Genomic DNA, 18444 nt, shown 5'->3' on the forward strand with positions numbered 1-18444 from the left:
AATAACATATTTGACTATATTTTTTATAAGGGTATATAGTACAACACGAAAGCTAATTAGGAGGCATTAATTTATGAAATATACTGGTTTAGATTTATTAAATAATCACTTCTTGAACAAAGGTACTGCCTTTACCAAAGAAGAAAGAAAAGATTACAAAATCGAAGGTTTACTTCCACCATTTGTTCAAACATTAGATCAACAAGTAGAACAAGCCTACGAAAACTACTCAAGTAAAGATACATTTTTGGCTAAGAGAATGTACCTGATGGATTTATTCAACGAAAACGTTACATTGTACTATAAATTGTTCAGTGAACATGTTAACGAATTTATGCCCGTTGTTTATGACCCAACAATCGCTGACACCATTGAAAACTACAGTCACTTCTTCTTAGACCCACAAAACGCTGCTTATCTATCAATCGACGACCAAGATGACATCAAAGCTACATTGAAGAACGTTTCAGCTGGCCGCAACATCAAATTGATTGTTGTTACTGATGGTGAAGGTATTCTTGGTATTGGTGACTGGGGTGTTCAAGGTGTTGACATCTCTGTTGGTAAATTAATGGTTTATACAGCCGCTGCCGGTGTTGATCCTAAATCTGTTCTCCCTGTTGTTCTTGATGCAGGTACAAATAGAAAAGAATTACTTGCCGACGACCTATATATGGGTAATCATCATGAACGTGTTACTGGCGAAAAGTACTACAACTTCGTTGACAAGTTTGTTGAAACTGCTGAAAGCTTATTCCCAGACATGTACTTACACTTTGAAGACTTTGGTCGTAGCAATGCTGCTAATATCTTGAACAAGTATAAAAACCAAATCTTAACATTTAACGATGATATTCAAGGTACAGGTATTATTACACTTGCTGGTATTCTTGGTGCTTTGAACATTTCTAAAGAAAAATTAACTGATCAAGTTTACCTATCATTCGGTGCTGGTACTGCAGGTGCTGGTATCACTAAGAGAATTTTCGATGCTATGGTTGAAGAAGGACTTTCAGAAGACGAAGCTAGAAAACACTTCTACTTAGTTGACAAACAAGGTTTGTTATTCGACGACACAGAAGATCTTACACCAGAACAAAAGCCTTTCACAAGACAACGTAGTGAATTCAGTAACGCTAATGAGCTAACAAACTTGGAAGCTACTATTAAAGCAGTTCACCCAACAATCTTAGTTGGTACATCAACACAACCTGGTACATTCACAGAACCAATCATCAAAGAAATGGCTGCACACACTGCACGTCCAATCATCTTCCCACTATCAAATCCTACAAAATTAGCTGAAGCTAAGGCTGAAGATCTTTTGAAGTGGACTGATGGTAAAGCCCTTATCGCAACTGGTATCCCGGTTGAACCTGTTGAATACAACGGTGTAACATATCACATTGGTCAAGCTAACAACGCTTTGGTTTATCCAGGTCTTGGTCTTGGTTCATTGGCTGTTAATGCCAAAGTATTATCAGACGGTATGATCAATAAAGCCGCCCATTCATTAGGTGGAATCGTTGATCCTACACAACCTGGTGCTGCTGTTCTTCCTCCAGTTTCAAAACTAGACGAATTCAGTATGACTGTTGCTGTTGGTGTTGCTCAACAAGCTATCGACGAAAAACTTACTGACACCAAAGATGCTAAACAAGCAGTTGCTGACAGTAAGTGGGAACCTAAATATTAATTAATTAACATATTTGTCAAATAAAGGGGATTTTTATTCATGGAAGCATTTATTACTTCACTAGAAAGTGTTGCAGAAATCGTTCTAGTCATTGCTCTAGGTTACTGGTTAAGAGGATCCGGTCGCCTAGGTGATGAGTTTAAAGGTAACATTTCCTTCATTATTATGAAGGTTGCTTTGCCAGCATCAATCTTTGTTTCAGTTCTTAAATATTTGAACAGAGACAAACTTGCAAGTTTATCTGGCGGTTTAATTTTCACATTTGCCAGTTTCACGATCGGCTATATCATTGCCTGGATCTTAACTAAAGTCTTCCGCATTCGTAAAGGCCGTCGTGGTACATTCATTAACATGTTTGTTAATGCTAATACAATCTTTATTGGTTTACCTCTAAATATGGCTTTGTTTGGTACTAAGAGTTTACCTTACTTCCTTATTTACTATGTTATGAATACAATTTCAACTTGGGCGGTCGGTATCTTCTTTATCTCAAGTGATGATCCAACTGTTGAAAAAGGTGCTAAGAAGGACTTTAACTGGAAGAAATTACTTCCTGCTCCACTTGTTGGTTTCTTAGTATCACTTGTCTTCTTGTTACTAGCCATTCCCGTTCCTGCATGGATCGATAAGACCCTTGATATGGTCGGTGGTATCGTAACACCTATGTCACTTATCTACATTGGTATCATCTTGGCCGACGCTGGTTTGAAATCAATCAGATTTGACCGCGATACTATTTTAGCTTTACTTGGTAGATTCGTCGTTGCTCCAGCCATCATGATCAGTATCATTTTGATTGGTGGTTCAATGATGGGTACTTCTCTACCAACTATTGAATCAAACTCATTCATCATCCAATCAGCTGCTCCTGGTTTAGCCGTTTTGCCTATTCTAGTTGATCAATCACACGGTGACGTTGATTACGCAACTAACTTAGTAACAACATCAACAGTTCTATTCGTCATTGTTGTTCCTATCCTTATGCAAATCGCTAACTTGATCTAGTTGAACTGATTCGACTTACCATTCACACACTCAAAATAAAACTTAGATCCTCCTCAAATACACAAACACACGTATATACATTAAAAGGTCGTCAACATCTGCGGTTGACGACCTTTTTTGTGTTTTGAAATTGTTTCGTCATTTTGTACTTTCCATTTCCAGAAACAATAATTATTTAGGAGAAATCAATATTATCAAACGATTCACCAGTGTAATAATACGTTGAGTATCAGCCTCAATATCTTCTTCAGACCGATTATTCACCATTGTATGGTTAACTTGTAACAAGCCGACTGAATCGGTCTCATCGTTGAATTCAGCGATTGGCAAATCAACTTGATGGTCATACATCGGCACCTTGCCATGTGACACTTTTACGATCTTCGTACCTTCAGGCATGCTTAAAATGTAGCTCTTAATACGTTTAAAACTAAAACTATCTTGATAAAAACCATAGATGATACCAAGTTCATCCATAATAAATTTGATTTCGTTATTCATAAGCATTTATCACCTCTTAAAATATCTCTCTAATTAAGTATCACGCAATTGACTAACAATTGACAAGAAAAACTTACTTTTTTAGTATCTTAACTAAAGGTTGAAAGTTTAGGTAAGTACGCCGTATGCCGTTTCCAGAGCTGAGAGTATTCAACTGCTGCGCGGGACGGCCCGAGCCAGAGTACGGTCTCGAACCTCGGTTGAAGCCTCGCAAAACCCGCGAGTCTTCAACGCGCCCGGTGGTGTAATTGCTAAAGCAATAACGCCACTTTCGCTGCAAATGAATACTCTCAGCTCTTCCAACTAGTTTGTTTTTTAATAGTGAGAATAAAATGAAGATTTCTGATTATTTAAATAAATTAACTCTAAGCCTGTGATAGCAATGGCTTGATTGATTTTTTACCTTTGCGAAAAATAATTGATACGAATTTTTGTAATAAAATATCAACTAGTACTAGGCGGTACCTTAAGATATGATTATTAAAAAAGGAGTTACAGCTTTGAAAATAGTTCCAGTGACTAAACGAGATACATTATTAATCGCACAATTAACTGTTATTTGGGAAAATTCAGTCCGCGCAACACACAGTTTCTTGAGTGAAAATAATATTCAAGACTTTAAAAATTCAATGCCAAAATTTTTGATGGAAGTTTCTCATTTAATCATCGCACTTGATAAAAACAATCAACCACTTGGTTTCATGGGAATCAATGGTCCAGAAATTGACATGCTTTTTATTGATAACAAAAAACGTGGTCAAGGTATCGGCAAAGCACTAATCAACTTTGGTATCACAAATTATCATGCTAAACAAATTACAGTCAACGAACAAAATCCGCAAGCCATCGGTTTTTATAAACACATGGGATTTGTTGAATATCATCGACAAATAACTGATGACCAAGGTAATCCTTTTCCAATTTTAAAAATGAGATTAAAAAAATAGAGTAATTATTCTCCCTTTACTAAAAGGTGGATGATTACTCTATTCTTTATTTTGTATTTTTGATCAAGCGACCGATATTCTCAGCAACTTGTTGAAGGTTCCTGTCTGTATTTTGAATGGCCGTCGATAGTTCTTCAACACCTGGAACACAAGTGAAGATGGCATCGATACCTAATGGATATAACTCCGAAATTTTTTCACCAACTGAACCAGCAACCGCTATCACAGTCGCATCAGGATTGACTGCTTTCGTAGCTTTAGCAACTCCAATTGGTGTTTTACCAAACTTAGTTTGAAAATCAATTTGACCTTCGCCTGTTACAACGACATCAGCATCTTTAACCTTATCTTTTAACTCAGTATAATCAACCACAATATCGACGCCAGAGCGCATTTCAGAGTCGGTAAAGGCTAATAAGCCAGCCCCTAATCCACCCGCAGCACCTGCACCAGCCACACTTTCTAGATCCTGATGCAAATCACGTTTTAAAATATCTGCATAGTGTGACAAAGCATCATCTAAAAATTCAACCATTTCTGGACTAGCACCTTTTTGTGGTCCAAATACGTGACTGGCACCATCAGGACCCGTTAAGGGATTTGTTACATCAGAAGCAATAATAACTTTGACATCTGCTAACTCAGGCATCATTTCAGAAATATCAATATGATCTAACTTCTTTAACATCGCACCACCATATTGTAATTCTTCATTTTTATCATCCAGCAAGTGTGCTCCCAAGGCTTGAGCCATACCAGCACCACCATCATTTGTTGCTGAACCTCCGATGCCAATAATAATCGTTTTGGCACCTTGTTTGATAGCAGATTTAATCAATTCACCTGTTCCAAATGTTGTAGTAATGTATGGATTTTGTGTAAATTGATTGATAAATTGAATCCCACTTGCTTCAGCCATTTCTATAACGGCGACTTTGCCATCGTTGATCAGGCCATAGTGAGCTTCTGTTTTATTACCCAACGGATTAATGACGTCTGCAGTCATTATTTGACCGTTCTTAGCATCAACAAGTGACTGCACAGTTCCCTCACCACCATCTGCCATAGGTACATTAACGTATTCAGCATCGGGATAAACTCGTTCAAACCCTTTTCGTAATGATTGAGCAACTTCCTTAGCTGTCAAAGAATTCTTATATGAATCCGGAGCTAAAACAATTTTCATTTATAGTTCACCTCTAGAACAGATTTCCATACATCAATGTTGCAACAATCGTCATTGAAAGTCCAACTAGCATTTCCCAGAAAACAACGCTCATTCTCTCTTTGAAATGCATGTTAACAGCTTTGGCAGTCACGTGGAAATAGTTACCATGTGGCAATTGGTCGATAACTGTAGCTCCGGTATGAACCATTGCGGCTGCACCAGTACCAGAAATTCCAAATGACATGATCGACTTACTAAACGAATTAGAAGCCAAGATAACACCAGTTGAAGTTGAAGCCGTAGCCGCTGCCATCAAGATTCCGGCAATTGGTGCCAAAAATGTTCCAGAAATTCCTGAAACTTGTACCAATTCAACAACCTTTTGAGGTAAGTTGGAAACTGAAACTAACCCAGCAATCGCACCCGCACCAATTAAAATCAAAACGACATCTGTCATACGAGCCAAACCTTTTTGCATATATTGCAAGAATTTCTTACTCTGACCCATGGCTATCGTTCCAATCAGACCAGCAATCGGTAGGATATACATTGCATCCAAGTTGAATGATGCTAAAGCTTTAACACCTAGAATATCCCCAACCGGTGTAATTAGTAATAAAACTACCGCAACTAAAGGTGTCACAATAGCCGCTTTTAAACTTGGTAAATCCTTTGGTTCTTTTGTTTCAAACTTTTCAGCCTCAGGAACAAACTCGCCACGATTCTTGATCAAAGTGGCCAAAATAACTGTCACGATTAAACCAACAATTGCTGGCACAAAATCGGCAATCATAACCTGTGACAAATCAACATTAAAACCCTTTGCAGCCGCAATCGTATTTGGATTAGGGGAAATAATATTCCCGGCTTTACCACCACCAGATAATGCGACTAATAATGAAAGTTTACTATAATGCATTTTTTGACCAACTTCTAAAGCAATTGGTGCAACAATCAAAACTGCAACAGGAATAAAAATACCTACACCCGTCAAAACCATTGTTGAAAGTGCCAGAGCTAAAATCGCTAGTCGATCACTGAATCGATTGACAATATTTGAAGCAATCACATTAGCTGCTCCTGACTCCATCATTACACCTGCCAGAACACCGGCAGCGATAACGCGAATTATAGTCCCCATTACTCCAGAACTACCCTTAACAATTGTATCTGTTGTCTGGGCCAGTGAAAGTCCTCCAACTAAACAACCAACAATAGCTCCAAAAATCAAAGCATAAACTGGATTAACTCGAAATAAAATCAAGCCAATCGCTAACAGCAACCCCAATAAAGCTGCCCACCATGCAATAACCATACTTATTAATACATCCTTCCTCAATATATCCCTTGGTCTTGTTAAAATTTTAACAATTGATTAACGAGTGTATAATACAGTGATATACAATCTAAATCAATGTACACATGCACAAAAGTAATTGTTGAAATACTTAAAAAATAAAAATATTCCTTGATAAATCAATGTTTTAAAATATAAAAATATTGTAAAATATTTATATGCACAATTATTTGATAAACGCTTTCACTAAACTTTGAATAATAATGAACAAGGAAGTTAATAAAATGAAATTAGACCCCCAACTGGCACAATCGATTGTCGATAAAATGATGGAGAGTATTCCATACAATATTAATATGATGAACGAAAGAGGCTACATTATAGCAAGTGGCGACAAAAAGCGAATTAACACCTTACATATCGGCGCAATTGATACAATTCAAAGTGGCAAGACCAAACCGATGGTTGAATCATTTGGTAAATTTGGTCAACCCGGTGTTAATATACCTGTTGAATTCAACGGTGAAACTATTGGTGTTATTGGTATTACCGGCGATCCTGAAAAAGTGACACCTCTAGCATCACTTTTAAAAATTTCGACTGAGTTACTAATTTCACAGATTCATAACGCTAAAATTGAAGGACAACGTAAAGAGAGTTTGAATCACTTCCTATATCAATGGGCCAATGCAGACGATCTTATTAGGAATGAAGAATTACGACTTCGTGCTCAATCATTAAAAATTGATTTAACTATTCCTCGTTATGCCATAATTGTTGTTACCAAAACTCTCTCTCAATTACAACTAAATCCAACTGACTTCACTTTCAGTAAAACACCAGAGCAACAATTGATTATTACCAAAAATGAATCCGATTTACTACACTACTTGAAATTCTGTCAAGAAAATCATCTCCAGATCGGTATAAGTGAACGATCCGATAATTTGAAAGAGGCTATCAAACAGGCTCAAGACACTATAAATGTCAGTAACGAATTAGGACTCACAGAAACGTATTACTTCAAACAAATCAGTTTTCTCAGTCATGTGCTCGAAAGTAATCTCCATTCTCATCGTGCTCTGAGTATTTTCAAGAGTTTTTTAAAGACCAAATCTGGATTAGAATTATTAGAAACATTAGATTGTTACTTTAAACATAATGGTAATGTTACTGAAACTTCCAAAGCTTTAAGAGTTCATCGAAATACTACCAATTATCGTTTAAACAATATTTCAGAATATTTTGGCTTAAATCTGCATGATTTACCAGATACCTTGCAGCTTTATGTTAATTATTTGTATTTTAAAAAATATTTATACGAACATGAGCATAAGTAGTAGTTGCGTCCCCTATTGTCAATAATCCAAAGATTGAATTAATATATCTATTGTTGTTACAATTCCAGAGCTAATTTATTCAGATATGCAGAAGTCATAGTTTTATCATTCCTTCAATTAAAAAAATAAACTAGTTGGAGGAACTGAGAGTATTCATTTGCAGCGAATGTGGCGTTATTGCTTTAGCAATTTACACCACCGGACGTGTTGAAGACTCGCGGATTTTGCGAGTCTTCAAACAATCGAGGCTCGAGACCGCTTTCTGGCTCGGGACGTTCCGCGTAGCAAATGAATACTCTCAGCTCCGGAAACGGCATACTAAACTTTCTCCCTTTAGTCAGTAATATAGTTATGTGACAAATTAGTGTGGCACCAATACTTCAAATTAACCTGTATCGTTAGACTTTTTTCCTTAAATTGATTATTATTTGATTTAATTAATAATATTGCGAGGCTTATACAATGGTGTTAATGAATCTTAATTATCGTACTAATTATTTACATACTTATTTCAAAACGACTGTTGTTGTTCCAGATACTAATGAACATGACTACACAGCGATTTGGCTACTTCATGGTTACACTGGCGATGATTCTGCTTGGATCAGACATGTGAACATTGAAAATCTTGCTCGCAAACATAATTGGGTCATCATTATGCCCGAAGGTCGGAATGCTTTTTACTCTGACTCGGACTTTATCCCTTATTACTCCTATTTTATCGATGAGTTCATCCCTAAAATGCAGAATCTTCTACCCATCTCGAAAGATCGATCCAAAAATTATATCGTTGGTTCCAGTATGGGTGGCTATGGAGCCTTAAAAATTGCTTTTCTCAACGACTCTAAATTCAGTAAAGTTGCGGCACTTTCCCCAATTACTGATATCGAACATTTCCGTGATAATCCTAATTGTCCGATGCCCAAAGTTGCCTTTAACAGTATTTTTAACAGTCCTGAAAGAATTGCCAAAAATCAATTGACTAATATCTATAACAGTCATCAACCTAAACAGCGGATTCTCACCCTCTGCGGCGATTCTGATTTCATGTATGAAGACAACGTTATGTTCAAAAACTTTCTTTCGATTCACGCTAAAGGACGCTATACTTGGATGCCCGTGATTGGTGATCATTCTTGGAAAACCTGGAGTAATAATATTGAGATTGTTTTCAATTGGCTTGAATAAAATCATCCAATTCGAATAACTTCTATTTATAAAATGTTATGATAATTTTAGATAATATATTTTATAGAAAGAAGTCAGCTTTTATGCAAAAATATCTCACTTTTGATTGTTACGGAACTTTGCTTCATGAAGAACCAACTTATGATGCCGTTGAACAAGCCGCAAAGGACATTGGCGTTGATTATAAACTCGCCCGTCAGCGTTTTTCGGATTACCAAGGCGATCGTAACAACATGCATCCCTATCAAGATTATGCAATTTTAACGCGTAATAATTTGATCCACCTTGATTATCAATTTGGACTCAATCATCAATTCGAAAAATACTATGTAGATGTTTTAACAGCCCACCATAACTTGAAACCATTTCCAGAAGTGATTTCAACATTGCAAAAATTCATCGATCAAGGTTATAAATTAATCATGATGTCCAACTCATCTTGGGATATTATTGATGCTAATGCAAAAGCATTACAAGTCCCATTTGATATTTGGACGGCAGAAGACGTTCATGCTTATAAACCTGACTTGCATTTCTTTAAAGCAGTTGATGACCATTACAACTTCACAACCGAAAATCATTGGCACATCGCTGAAGGCTATGCTTCCGACATCATTCCAGCCAATCAGATGAACTGGCCTTCTATTTGGGTCAACCGTCCACATGAACAAGCCACAAAAACCATCAAACCAACACATATGGTCGAAACGCTTAATCAAGTTCTACCCTATTTGAACTAAAAAAATCCTGTAAGCCAGCAATGGACTTAACAGGATTTTTTTTAGTCATTTTCGTGAACATCAAAAGCAGATAATAATATTTCTTTGACACCAGGTGCATCAGGATTATGTGACCCATGACCTTTATCAAGTTGGGCCATCATTGACATTTCTGATTCAGTCAATTCAAAGTCAAAAATATTCAAGTTACTCTTGATTCGAGCTGCATGGGTCGACTTTGGTAGCACAATGATACCTAATTGATTTTCGAATCTTAAAATAATTTGTCCAGCATCTTTGTGATATTTTTCAGCTAATTGTTTAATAACTGGCTCGGCAAATAAGTCTCTATTGCCTTGACCTAAGGGACCCCAAGCCTCAATTTTAATATTATTTGGTGCTAATAGTTTTCTCAATTCAGTTTGTTGAAAATAAGGATTAAATTCAACTTGATTCACTGCTGGGACACTCTTGAATTGTGGAATAAATTTTTGCCAAAGTTTAGGTGTCATATTACTGACACCAATTGATTTAATTTGACCATTAGCCTTTCCTTCTTCCAAAGCCTCCCAAGCACCAACAACGTCACCATATGGTTGATGCAATAAATAAAGATCAATATAATCTAGGCCTAGTTTTTTTAACGATGTTTCAAGGCCCTTCTTGGCAGCCTCATAACCATAATCTTGCAACCAAAGCTTACTTGTTACAAAAATATCCTTGCGGTCAACACCACTGTCAACGATAGCTCGGCCTACTTCAGCTTCATTGAAATATGCAACCGCCGTATCGATATGACGATAGCCAGCATTCAATGCTTCTAAAACGGCCTGATAAGTTGACCCATCACTTGGAATCTTAAAGACACCAAAACCGATTGCTGGAATTTTATTTCCATCGTTCAACAAAATTTGCTCCATAATTATAACCTCTTTTTTAGTAGACGTGTTTGCAAGACCTCAGTCCGATGCCATACAACTTCTAAATCGTTCCGGCCGTGCACGTTTAATTGATAGATTCATTCTAAAGCTTAGGTGGGTCTTTGAAAATTACCAAATAAGCATGCTACTATACGAATCACGTATACTAAGAAACCCCGTCAAAAAAAGCCATCGCCCAATTGCGATGACCTCTTTACCAAACAAATAAACCAACGAGTGCCGCTGACAAGAGTGAAACCAAAATACCTGACAGCAACATATACCCAACATTTTTTGAAATAATATCATTTTTTTCTTTATTAACAATTCCCTTGAAACAACCGATAATCATACCTAAAGTCGAGAAGTTGGCAAAGGATGTGATGAAAACTGTTAAGACAGCTCTAAAGTGCGGATCGAAGTCTTTAATAATACCAGTAACTTTACCCATAACAACAAATTCATTAGTAACCAACTTAGTACCCATATATTGAGCCATTTGGAATGAATCATGACTACTTAAACCTAATAACCAAGCAAATGGATACATGATAATACCTAAAATATGTTCCAAAGTTAACCATGGATTAACGAGTTGAAGAATTTTATCGATCAATGCTGCTAAGGCAACAAAGGCAATAACATTGGCAGCGATAATCAAAATCAAACGACCAGCACCCAAGATAGAATCACCTAAGAATGAGAAGAAAGGTTCTTTTTTACCACCCTCGCCTTGACCGCTCAATTTAGCAATTGTATCTTCTTCTGGTGTAACCGTAACGGGATTTAGCAAACTCGTTACAATAATTGCATTGATAATATTGATTGGAATAGCAGTCAGAATAAACCGCCCCGGCATCATTTGAATATATGAACCAATAATTGAAGCCGTGACACAACTCATTGACATCATCGCCAATGTAACATTACGTTGCGACTTGATTTGCTTCAATTGCAAACTTGAAACAGCCAAGGCCTCAGTATTACCTAGGAACATCATTTCAACCGCAAAGAATGACTCAAACTTTGGTTGGCCTGTGATAAATGACAATCCTTTACCGATCCATTTAATAATAAATGGCAAGACTCCAATGTATGTCAAAATATCAAATAATGGCACAATCAAAAGAATTGGCAAAAGTGCACTGGTCACGAAGTCCATACTTTTTACATGAACCCAACTTGGTAAGGCAAATTCAATTCCGACATAAGCCACTTGAACTAACCAGTTAAAGCCGTCAGCTGCCCCTGAAACAATCGCCCGACCAACAGCAAAACTGGTCAAAAACCAAGCTAAGAATAAGTTCAAAACTACCATGATAATGATAGACTTCCAATGGATGTTTGACCTATCCTTTGAAAAAAGGAAACCAATAGCTAGAAAAACGATGACACCTATTACGTTAACTACTAAGTACATACTCATATATACTTAACCCCTTTTTTTATTTGAAGATCCACATTGTTAAACTTTTCACTTCATTTTTAATATTACATGGGGATAAACTTTTTGTAAATATTTTTTTACAATAGAAATCAATCAAATAAAGCATTATTTCAAATTTCATAAAGTAGCTATATAATGGTATTGATAACGATTACAGAATTATTATCTAAAAGGTTGAAGGTTTGAGTAAATATGCCATTTCCAAAGCTGAGAGTATTTTTTTATGGAAGGAATAATAAAACGAAAACTCCTGACTATTTAAATGGCAAGAGATCACAGTTGGACATTCTTATTATAAAAAAACTAGTTAAGTGGTGTTAGAACTTTGCTCCTACACCACCGGGCGTGTTGGAGACTTACCGGTTCGTGATTCAGCTTCAACCGAGATTCGAGACCGCCTTTTGGCTCGAATCGTACCGCGCAGCATATGAATACTTTCAGCTCTGGAAACGGCATAATGCATCAAATTTTCAACCTTTAGTTAATAAATTAAAATCAAATCTCTTGAAAGTGAGGTATTAGTTTGAAATCTATTACATTTAATCATCAAAATACGTCCGCCATTGGTATTGGAACTTGGCACATTGGTGAAGGAAATAACGTGAGAACGGAAGATGAAATGGCAGCGATGCGCTTTGGTCTTGATCATGGTATCAATGTTATCGACACTGCCGAAATGTATGGTGAAGGAAAATCTGAGACTTTAATCGGAAATGTTTTGAAAGACTATCACCGAAATGATATTCAATTAATTTCAAAATTTTATCCTTATCATGCAACTCCAAAATTAATTGAAGAAAGTCTTAAGGCAAGCCTCAAACGACTTCAAACTGACTACTTAGATTTGTATCTATTGCATTGGCGTGGCAAGACTCCTCTTTCCGAAACAGTTTTTGGATTAGAAAAAATGGTCAAAGCAGGACTAATTAGAAATTGGGGTGTTTCAAATTTTGACCGCAGTGATCTTGAAGAACTATTCAGTGTGACTGACGGAGAAAACTGCCGTATCAATGAAGACCTATATAATATCGGCAGTCGTGGGATTGAATATTCGGTCTTACCATGGCAAAAGAAAAATCATATTTCATTTATTGGATATTCTCCATTTGGATCAGATGGTGGTGAATATCTAAAGATCAAGCCAGTACTAACTGATATGGCGCAACAAAAAGATGTGACTGTTTATCAATTACTTTTGGCTTGGGTTTTGAAGAATCATGATTTACTCAGTATTCCTAAGACCAGTTCTGTCGAACATATGCAGAGTAATTTAGAAGCGGTCGACATTGATTTCACAAAAGACGAATTGGAGCTATTGGACAAATATTACCCTAAACCAAAACATGAAGGACAACTTGAAGTTATTTAGTATTTGACGTCTCCTTAACCAGTTAATACGCCCAGCTCTTCCGACTAATTTATTGGTCTGAACAATTTCTTTAAAAATAAGATTCTTTCTCAAGTTTAGTTATAAAAGCATCCGTATGTCTATTTAATTTAGAAGTTTGTCAAAAAGAGACTGTCTTCCACTTGAAATAATCAAGTGAAGGACAGCCTCTTTTTCTCATAATCAAAATTGAAAAAGAACCCGAAATAATTGAGTGTTTAACAACTCATTTTCTTCAATTTTAATATTTAACACATTACACTTACGAATAGTCTGTTTTTAAAAATCCATTTTGCAGTTTTCATTTTATTGCCTTTAATTAACTAACGCAATATGCTAATTAACAAAGTTTCTCCGTGTCAAAAAATAGAATGGTACTGCGACTAATAAGGCACCAAAACCCCAGATCAAATTGGAAATACTTGTTTGTGCTAATAGCCATAACGATACCGTAATGGCCAAAACTGGAATAAACCAACCAAATGGAATTTTGAAACCTGACTTACGATCCTTCATTGTTTTTCTAAAGACCAATACAGCTAAACAGCTTGGAATATATTGAGCAAACCTAGAAACGGCACTGATTTGAACTAACGTATTGAAACTGCCTGAAACCGCAACTATCAATCCTAATAACGCAGAAATGATGATAGCATTGTGTGGCACTCCAAAGCGATTCTTATGAGTCAAAAATTGTGGCATCATACCATGTTCTGCCATTGCTACACCAAATCTTGGTGTAATAAAAGACGTGGAAAAGCCGACTCCCCCAATCGACATCAATGTACCAGCAGCCACTAGATATTTTCCAAAACTTCCAACCATTGTCCCAAACGCATCTTGAATCGGTGTTGTACTGACGGCTAATGACTTGCCCAATACTCCGATACAAACAGTTTGAACCAGAATATAAAAGGTTGCGACCGCTAAAATCACGATAATTAAAACTCGTGGTAAATCTTTCTTGGGATTCTTCATCTCACCCGCAGCCACAACCGAACTTTCAATTCCTGTAAAGACAAAAAACATTGTCATAGCAGCTTTTGCGAACGAACCTTTGCTGGCAATTGAAGCTGGAATCATCGGCGTAAAGTTGCTACCTTTAATGAACCAAATTCCTATAGCAATAAAAACTACTAATGGTAACAATTTTGAAACTGTAACGGCATTATTTAAAATAGCTGCGACTTTGATGCCAAAGAGATTTACAGTCATCAATGTCAAAGCCATAATTGTAACAATAATATCTTTATCAATTGAATTATTCAATTCTGGAAAAACACCTGCAACTGCTGTCGCAAAACCGACATACAAAGTTCCTTCAGCAATGATCCGAATCGTCCAAGTTACGAAACCAACTTCATAACCAACGAAGTTTCCAAAAGCAGCTTTGGCATAAACATATGCCCCACCGGTTTCATCGAATAAGCTGGAGTCTTCGGCAAAACATAAACCAATCGTTAAAACTAAAACTGCATCGAAGGCTAGAACAAAAATACTAGCGGGTCCAAAAAGTCGCATACCTTCATTTGGCAATAAGAAAATTCCCGAGCCAATAATACTATTGATTCCAAATAATAGGACTGTCCAAAAGCCCATCTTTTGTGATTTAACGGCTGCTTTGACAGTTGGTGCGTTAGTTAGAGTTATCGCTTGCTTCATGATTTTTACCTTCTATATAGTGTCAGAATTTTTTGATTAGGATAGCTTAAAAATATTTGTTCCGGCTGCTGGATCTGCTGGACCTGTTCAAGAAATTCGGACTGTAGAAGTTCATTAACTGAAAATACACCACGTTCTAATCCACGAACAACCATAGACAATTTTTCCATTGTCTTATTTGCTCCAATTAGAATATTTTCGGCGAATCCAGTTAATTTACTCATAAATGCTTTACCTCTTCTTTTTATTTTAATGTTTAGATTAGCACTCTCATGTAGATTGTCAATTTCTTATAATGAAATTAGTTAAATTTTAATGTAGGAATTGTTTGGTATTAAAAAGGCTAATATCAATCATTTTGTATAAATCAAAAAAGCCAATTCATTACTACTAAATTGACTAGATTTTGAACTATATATTTTAATTCTGAAGGTTGAAAGGCAAAAGTTTAATACATCAATTGGTGTTACCGGCCTGGAAACGACATACTTACTCAGACTTTCAACCTTTAGTCATGATTGCTGTCGTTATGCGCGATTGATAAAGTCTTGAAACAATTCTAATTGTCGCGAATCATGTTGCCACATATTCTCAGGATGCCACTGAACCCCTTGAATTGAAGCGTCAGAATTTTCAATCCCCTCAATCACGCCATCTGGGGCCTCCGCAACAATCTTTAACCCAGTTGCAACATCTTTGATTGCTTGATGGTGTCGAGAATTGACAAAAACATTATCACTGATTGTCTTAAATAGTTGTGATTCATGATTAACAGAAATAAAGTGTGTCGGTTGGTCTCCTGGTGCCTCCTGATGATGTTTTAGAACCTTACTTGGGAATTGACTATTTAAGTCCTGATAGACGGTTCCACCTAAGGCAACGTTAATAATTTGAGAACCACGACAGATTCCAAGAATCGGAATTTTCTTAGCCACGGCGGTTCTGATCAAAGCGATTTCAAAAATATCACGATTACGATTCGTCGCCCCTAATTGTGGAATCGGTTCTTCACCCATAAATGTGGGATCAATATCTGGGCCCCCGGTAAAAATTATTCCGTCCAACCGTTCTACTAGCCCATTAATTTGTTCTTTAGGGATATATGGCAAACTAACGGGAATTCCACCAGCGGCCACCACTCCATCAACTGCCGGGCGAGGTACAAAATCCATTAGTTTTTGATTGATCACTGACGTGGCGCCAGTATATATATCTGCAGTAATACCGATTACCTTGCTCATATGTTAATTCCCCGTTTCCATTTTCAATTTAATCCGATGGATAATTTATTAACATTATTAAATATTTTCTAATCTAAGTCTAGTGTTATGGCAATATTTTTTAATAAATTTCATTTTCTCTAATAAATAAATATTTTGGATATAAAAAAAGATATATTTTTTTATATTAATTGCCTTTAAAAATATATCTTCATTTATTGGGCACCATTCAAGCCATCCTCTTGCGTAATCCTTTGAATATGAATGATAAAATATAATAATTCTTTATTATTTAATTCGACACCACGCGCAGATTTTATTTCAGCAGAAACCTGTTTAGCAATCGACGTTGATCCGGGATAATCCCGTTCCATTTCTAATTCAATTTTTTGATCAAAATTTGTGTCAGCTGATATATTATTCAACCGCTGTTCTAAATACTGCAAATGTATCATGAATCGGTCATAGTAGCTGCTGTTACTCTTGGTACGAAAAATATTATTTTGTAACAGAACTCTTTTTATTAGCTTGGTAAAATCAACTTTTGCTGTTATATCAAGACTATTACTACTATCAGAGGTTGTTTGAGCATTAATAAAATGCAATGCCAAATTTCTAATCTCTGACATTGGTAGATCAATGTTGAGATTCTGATTAATTATTTTCAAACCTTCGCTAGAAATCAGATACTCTTCAATATACTTATCACTCATATCGGGAATATGACTAGGCTTATACTCACCATTTATGTATCGCTTATAAGCGCCATGAATGTGATCACTCAAAGTAATATAAATATAATCTAAAGCATGGTAATTGAAATTTTTTCTAGCGTAAGCAACGATTTCATAAGTGGTAGTTACTACATCGATGGGAATGTCCTTTAACAAGAAATAGAGATTTTTCTGGGAATCCACAGTATCTAGATAAAAGATTTTTTCAATCTTCACGCTGTCTAATGTCTCTCCCTTTGATTTATGAAAGGCAATCCCTTTGCCTTTAACAATTGCTTGTTGATCATCTTCTAAATCAACAACGGCTGTATTATTATTAAATATTTGTTTGATAATTAATTGCATAGCTCACCTCATACAATTAATTATAAATGAAAATGAATGTTCTTTTCGGCTATAGAACAAATTTTTCAATTGCCAATCCCACTCCACTGTGATTATTGTCTGCCGTAACGTAATCAGCTGCTGCCTTTACATCAGTTAAGGCATTGTCCATAGCAACCCCTTTGCCGACAATCCTCAACATTGGAATATCATTATCTCGGTCTCCCATTGCGATTACCTCAGAAAGATCAAAGCCCAAATTTTCAGCCAAAACTTTAATGGCTTTACCCTTATTAACGTGTTGTGGGAAGATTTCTAGGAAACCTATTCCGGTACGAACTACAAAATAATCTTGATCAAACTTTTCATGAACCATTTTAGAAACATCATCTAGCTCGGATTCACTACCGTTGATAATTGCTTTAACAATTTTGAATTCGGCGGGTAAATCATCGGGCTCCTTTAAATATAATCCATTGGCATTTTCAAAAGCCTGCATAATTGTATACTTATCCAACCAATCGCCACTGCTAGTATAGGTATTACCATGATTATCCACGACGTTGTAGTGCAAATTATTGTTATGAACAAATCTTATAAATTCTCGATAAAATTTATTGCTTAACATTTCTTGATACATAATTTTGCCATTCATATCTTCAATGATTGCCCCACCATTGGTAATCATATATTGATCAGAACCACTAATATCTAATTGATCAGCAAATTTTATAACGGCGTTATGTGTCCTTCCAGAACATAAAACAACCTTGATACCTTTGGCTAACGCCTGTTTTATCGCCAACTTATTCTGGTCAGAAATTGTCTTTTGGCTAGTTAACAAAGTGTCATCCAAATCTAAAGCAATCATTTTGTAATCCATAATTAT

17 protein-coding genes are annotated in these 18444 nt (G+C 36.2%); 7 read left to right on the forward strand and 10 right to left on the reverse strand.

The window, feature by feature from the left end; genetic code table 11:
* Positions 1-73: 73 nt before the first annotated feature.
* Together FFM71_RS01600 and FFM71_RS01605 are read left to right on the forward strand one after the other, a co-directional pair.
* Complete coding sequence (locus FFM71_RS01600) at positions 74-1696, forward strand: malolactic enzyme (RefSeq protein WP_137610441.1); 1623 nt, start codon at positions 74-76, stop codon at positions 1694-1696.
* Between the two features lie 39 nt (positions 1697-1735).
* Positions 1736-2701, forward strand: coding sequence for an AEC family transporter (locus tag FFM71_RS01605; RefSeq protein WP_137610442.1), 966 nt, complete (start codon positions 1736-1738; stop codon positions 2699-2701).
* Between the two features lie 171 nt (positions 2702-2872).
* On the opposite strand, the gene FFM71_RS01610 is transcribed toward FFM71_RS01605, so the two are convergent.
* A complete protein-coding gene (locus FFM71_RS01610) occupies positions 2873-3202 on the reverse strand; it encodes a hypothetical protein (RefSeq protein ID WP_137610443.1) in 330 nt (109 codons plus the stop codon).
* 473 nt (positions 3203-3675) lie between these two features.
* Here FFM71_RS01610 and FFM71_RS01615 point away from each other — a divergent pair, with 473 nt between their 5' ends.
* A complete protein-coding gene (locus FFM71_RS01615; RefSeq protein ID WP_223876453.1) occupies positions 3676-4149 on the forward strand; it encodes a GNAT family N-acetyltransferase in 474 nt (157 codons plus the stop codon).
* Between the two features lie 46 nt (positions 4150-4195).
* On the opposite strand, the gene FFM71_RS01620 is transcribed toward FFM71_RS01615, so the two are convergent.
* Positions 4196-5335, reverse strand: coding sequence for a glycerate kinase family protein (locus FFM71_RS01620; RefSeq protein WP_137610444.1), 1140 nt, complete (start codon positions 5333-5335; stop codon positions 4196-4198).
* A 13-nt stretch (positions 5336-5348) separates the two neighbouring features.
* Positions 5349-6632, reverse strand: coding sequence for a GntP family permease (locus FFM71_RS01625; protein ID WP_171000436.1), 1284 nt, complete (start codon positions 6630-6632; stop codon positions 5349-5351).
* Between the two features lie 266 nt (positions 6633-6898).
* On the opposite strand from FFM71_RS01625, the gene FFM71_RS01630 reads away from it, so the two are divergent.
* The 3 genes from FFM71_RS01630 to FFM71_RS01640 all read left to right on the forward strand — a co-directional run bounded on the left by FFM71_RS01630 (position 6899) and on the right by FFM71_RS01640 (position 9882).
* Complete coding sequence (locus FFM71_RS01630; protein ID WP_171000437.1) at positions 6899-7954, forward strand: CdaR family transcriptional regulator; 1056 nt, start codon at positions 6899-6901, stop codon at positions 7952-7954.
* 462 nt (positions 7955-8416) lie between these two features.
* A complete protein-coding gene (locus tag FFM71_RS01635) occupies positions 8417-9142 on the forward strand; it encodes an alpha/beta hydrolase (protein WP_137610446.1) in 726 nt (241 codons plus the stop codon).
* Between the two features lie 83 nt (positions 9143-9225).
* Positions 9226-9882 (forward strand): HAD family hydrolase, encoded by a 657-nt coding sequence (locus tag FFM71_RS01640; RefSeq protein ID WP_137610447.1) that lies wholly within the window; start codon positions 9226-9228, stop codon positions 9880-9882.
* Between the two features lie 41 nt (positions 9883-9923).
* Here the strand turns inward: FFM71_RS01640 and FFM71_RS01645 are convergent, their stop codons facing one another.
* Together FFM71_RS01645 and FFM71_RS01650 are read right to left on the reverse strand one after the other, a co-directional pair.
* Positions 9924-10781, reverse strand: coding sequence for an aldo/keto reductase (locus FFM71_RS01645; protein ID WP_137610448.1), 858 nt, complete (start codon positions 10779-10781; stop codon positions 9924-9926).
* A gap of 214 nt (positions 10782-10995) precedes the next feature.
* Positions 10996-12201: a NupC/NupG family nucleoside CNT transporter gene (locus FFM71_RS01650; protein WP_137610587.1), complete on the reverse strand. Its 1206-nt coding sequence runs from the start codon at positions 12199-12201 to the stop codon at positions 10996-10998.
* Positions 12202-12751: 550 nt separating this feature from the next.
* Here FFM71_RS01650 and FFM71_RS01655 point away from each other — a divergent pair.
* On the forward strand, positions 12752-13597 hold the full coding sequence (locus tag FFM71_RS01655) for an aldo/keto reductase (RefSeq protein WP_137610449.1): 846 nt from the start codon (positions 12752-12754) through the stop codon (positions 13595-13597).
* Positions 13598-13951: 354 nt separating this feature from the next.
* On the opposite strand, the gene FFM71_RS01660 is transcribed toward FFM71_RS01655, so the two are convergent.
* From FFM71_RS01660 to FFM71_RS01680, 5 genes are all read right to left on the reverse strand, one after another.
* Positions 13952-15277 carry an APC family permease gene (locus FFM71_RS01660; protein WP_137610450.1) on the reverse strand — a complete coding sequence of 442 codons (1326 nt, stop codon included), beginning with the start codon at positions 15275-15277 and terminating at the stop codon, positions 13952-13954.
* Between the two features lie 5 nt (positions 15278-15282).
* Positions 15283-15501 carry a hypothetical protein gene (locus FFM71_RS01665; RefSeq protein ID WP_137610451.1) on the reverse strand — a complete coding sequence of 73 codons (219 nt, stop codon included), beginning with the start codon at positions 15499-15501 and terminating at the stop codon, positions 15283-15285.
* A gap of 303 nt (positions 15502-15804) precedes the next feature.
* The gene (locus FFM71_RS01670; protein WP_137610452.1) at positions 15805-16518 is read right to left on the reverse strand and encodes a gamma-glutamyl-gamma-aminobutyrate hydrolase family protein; all 714 of its coding nucleotides are present in this window, start codon (positions 16516-16518) and stop codon (positions 15805-15807) included.
* A gap of 194 nt (positions 16519-16712) precedes the next feature.
* Positions 16713-17576, reverse strand: a complete 864-nt coding sequence (locus FFM71_RS01675; protein WP_137610453.1) for a PRD domain-containing protein — start codon at positions 17574-17576, stop codon at positions 16713-16715.
* A gap of 49 nt (positions 17577-17625) precedes the next feature.
* Entirely contained in the window at positions 17626-18438 is an 813-nt protein-coding gene (locus FFM71_RS01680; RefSeq protein WP_137610454.1) for a Cof-type HAD-IIB family hydrolase, read from the reverse strand.
* Between the last annotated feature and the right edge of the window lie 6 nt (positions 18439-18444).

Origin of the sequence: Companilactobacillus huachuanensis, assembly GCF_005404815.1 — a bacterium.
GTDB classification, from domain to species: Bacteria; Bacillota; Bacilli; order Lactobacillales; family Lactobacillaceae; genus Companilactobacillus; species Companilactobacillus huachuanensis.

Excerpts from the sequence above, each read along its gene's own strand:
- FFM71_RS01645 (WP_137610448.1), bottom strand. The coding sequence starts at position 10,781 with ATGGAGCAAATTTTGTTGAACGATGGAAATAAAATTCCAGCAATCGGT.
- FFM71_RS01635 (WP_137610446.1), top strand. The coding sequence starts at position 8,417 with ATGGTGTTAATGAATCTTAATTATCGTACTAATTATTTACATACTTAT.
- FFM71_RS01615 (WP_223876453.1), top strand. The coding sequence starts at position 3,676 with ATGATTATTAAAAAAGGAGTTACAGCTTTGAAAATAGTTCCAGTGACT.
- FFM71_RS01605 (WP_137610442.1), top strand. The coding sequence starts at position 1,736 with ATGGAAGCATTTATTACTTCACTAGAAAGTGTTGCAGAAATCGTTCTA.
- FFM71_RS01650 (WP_137610587.1), bottom strand. The coding sequence starts at position 12,201 with ATGTACTTAGTAGTTAACGTAATAGGTGTCATCGTTTTTCTAGCTATT.
- FFM71_RS01620 (WP_137610444.1), bottom strand. The coding sequence starts at position 5,335 with ATGAAAATTGTTTTAGCTCCGGATTCATATAAGAATTCTTTGACAGCT.
- FFM71_RS01610 (WP_137610443.1), bottom strand. The coding sequence starts at position 3,202 with ATGAATAACGAAATCAAATTTATTATGGATGAACTTGGTATCATCTAT.
- FFM71_RS01665 (WP_137610451.1), bottom strand. The coding sequence starts at position 15,501 with ATGAGTAAATTAACTGGATTCGCCGAAAATATTCTAATTGGAGCAAAT.
- FFM71_RS01600 (WP_137610441.1), top strand. The coding sequence starts at position 74 with ATGAAATATACTGGTTTAGATTTATTAAATAATCACTTCTTGAACAAA.
- FFM71_RS01675 (WP_137610453.1), bottom strand. The coding sequence starts at position 17,576 with ATGCAATTAATTATCAAACAAATATTTAATAATAATACAGCCGTTGTT.
- FFM71_RS01630 (WP_171000437.1), top strand. The coding sequence starts at position 6,899 with ATGAAATTAGACCCCCAACTGGCACAATCGATTGTCGATAAAATGATG.
- FFM71_RS01660 (WP_137610450.1), bottom strand. The coding sequence starts at position 15,277 with ATGAAGCAAGCGATAACTCTAACTAACGCACCAACTGTCAAAGCAGCC.
- FFM71_RS01625 (WP_171000436.1), bottom strand. The coding sequence starts at position 6,632 with ATGGTTATTGCATGGTGGGCAGCTTTATTGGGGTTGCTGTTAGCGATT.
- FFM71_RS01670 (WP_137610452.1), bottom strand. The coding sequence starts at position 16,518 with ATGAGCAAGGTAATCGGTATTACTGCAGATATATATACTGGCGCCACG.
- FFM71_RS01640 (WP_137610447.1), top strand. The coding sequence starts at position 9,226 with ATGCAAAAATATCTCACTTTTGATTGTTACGGAACTTTGCTTCATGAA.
- FFM71_RS01680 (WP_137610454.1), bottom strand. The coding sequence starts at position 18,438 with ATGGATTACAAAATGATTGCTTTAGATTTGGATGACACTTTGTTAACT.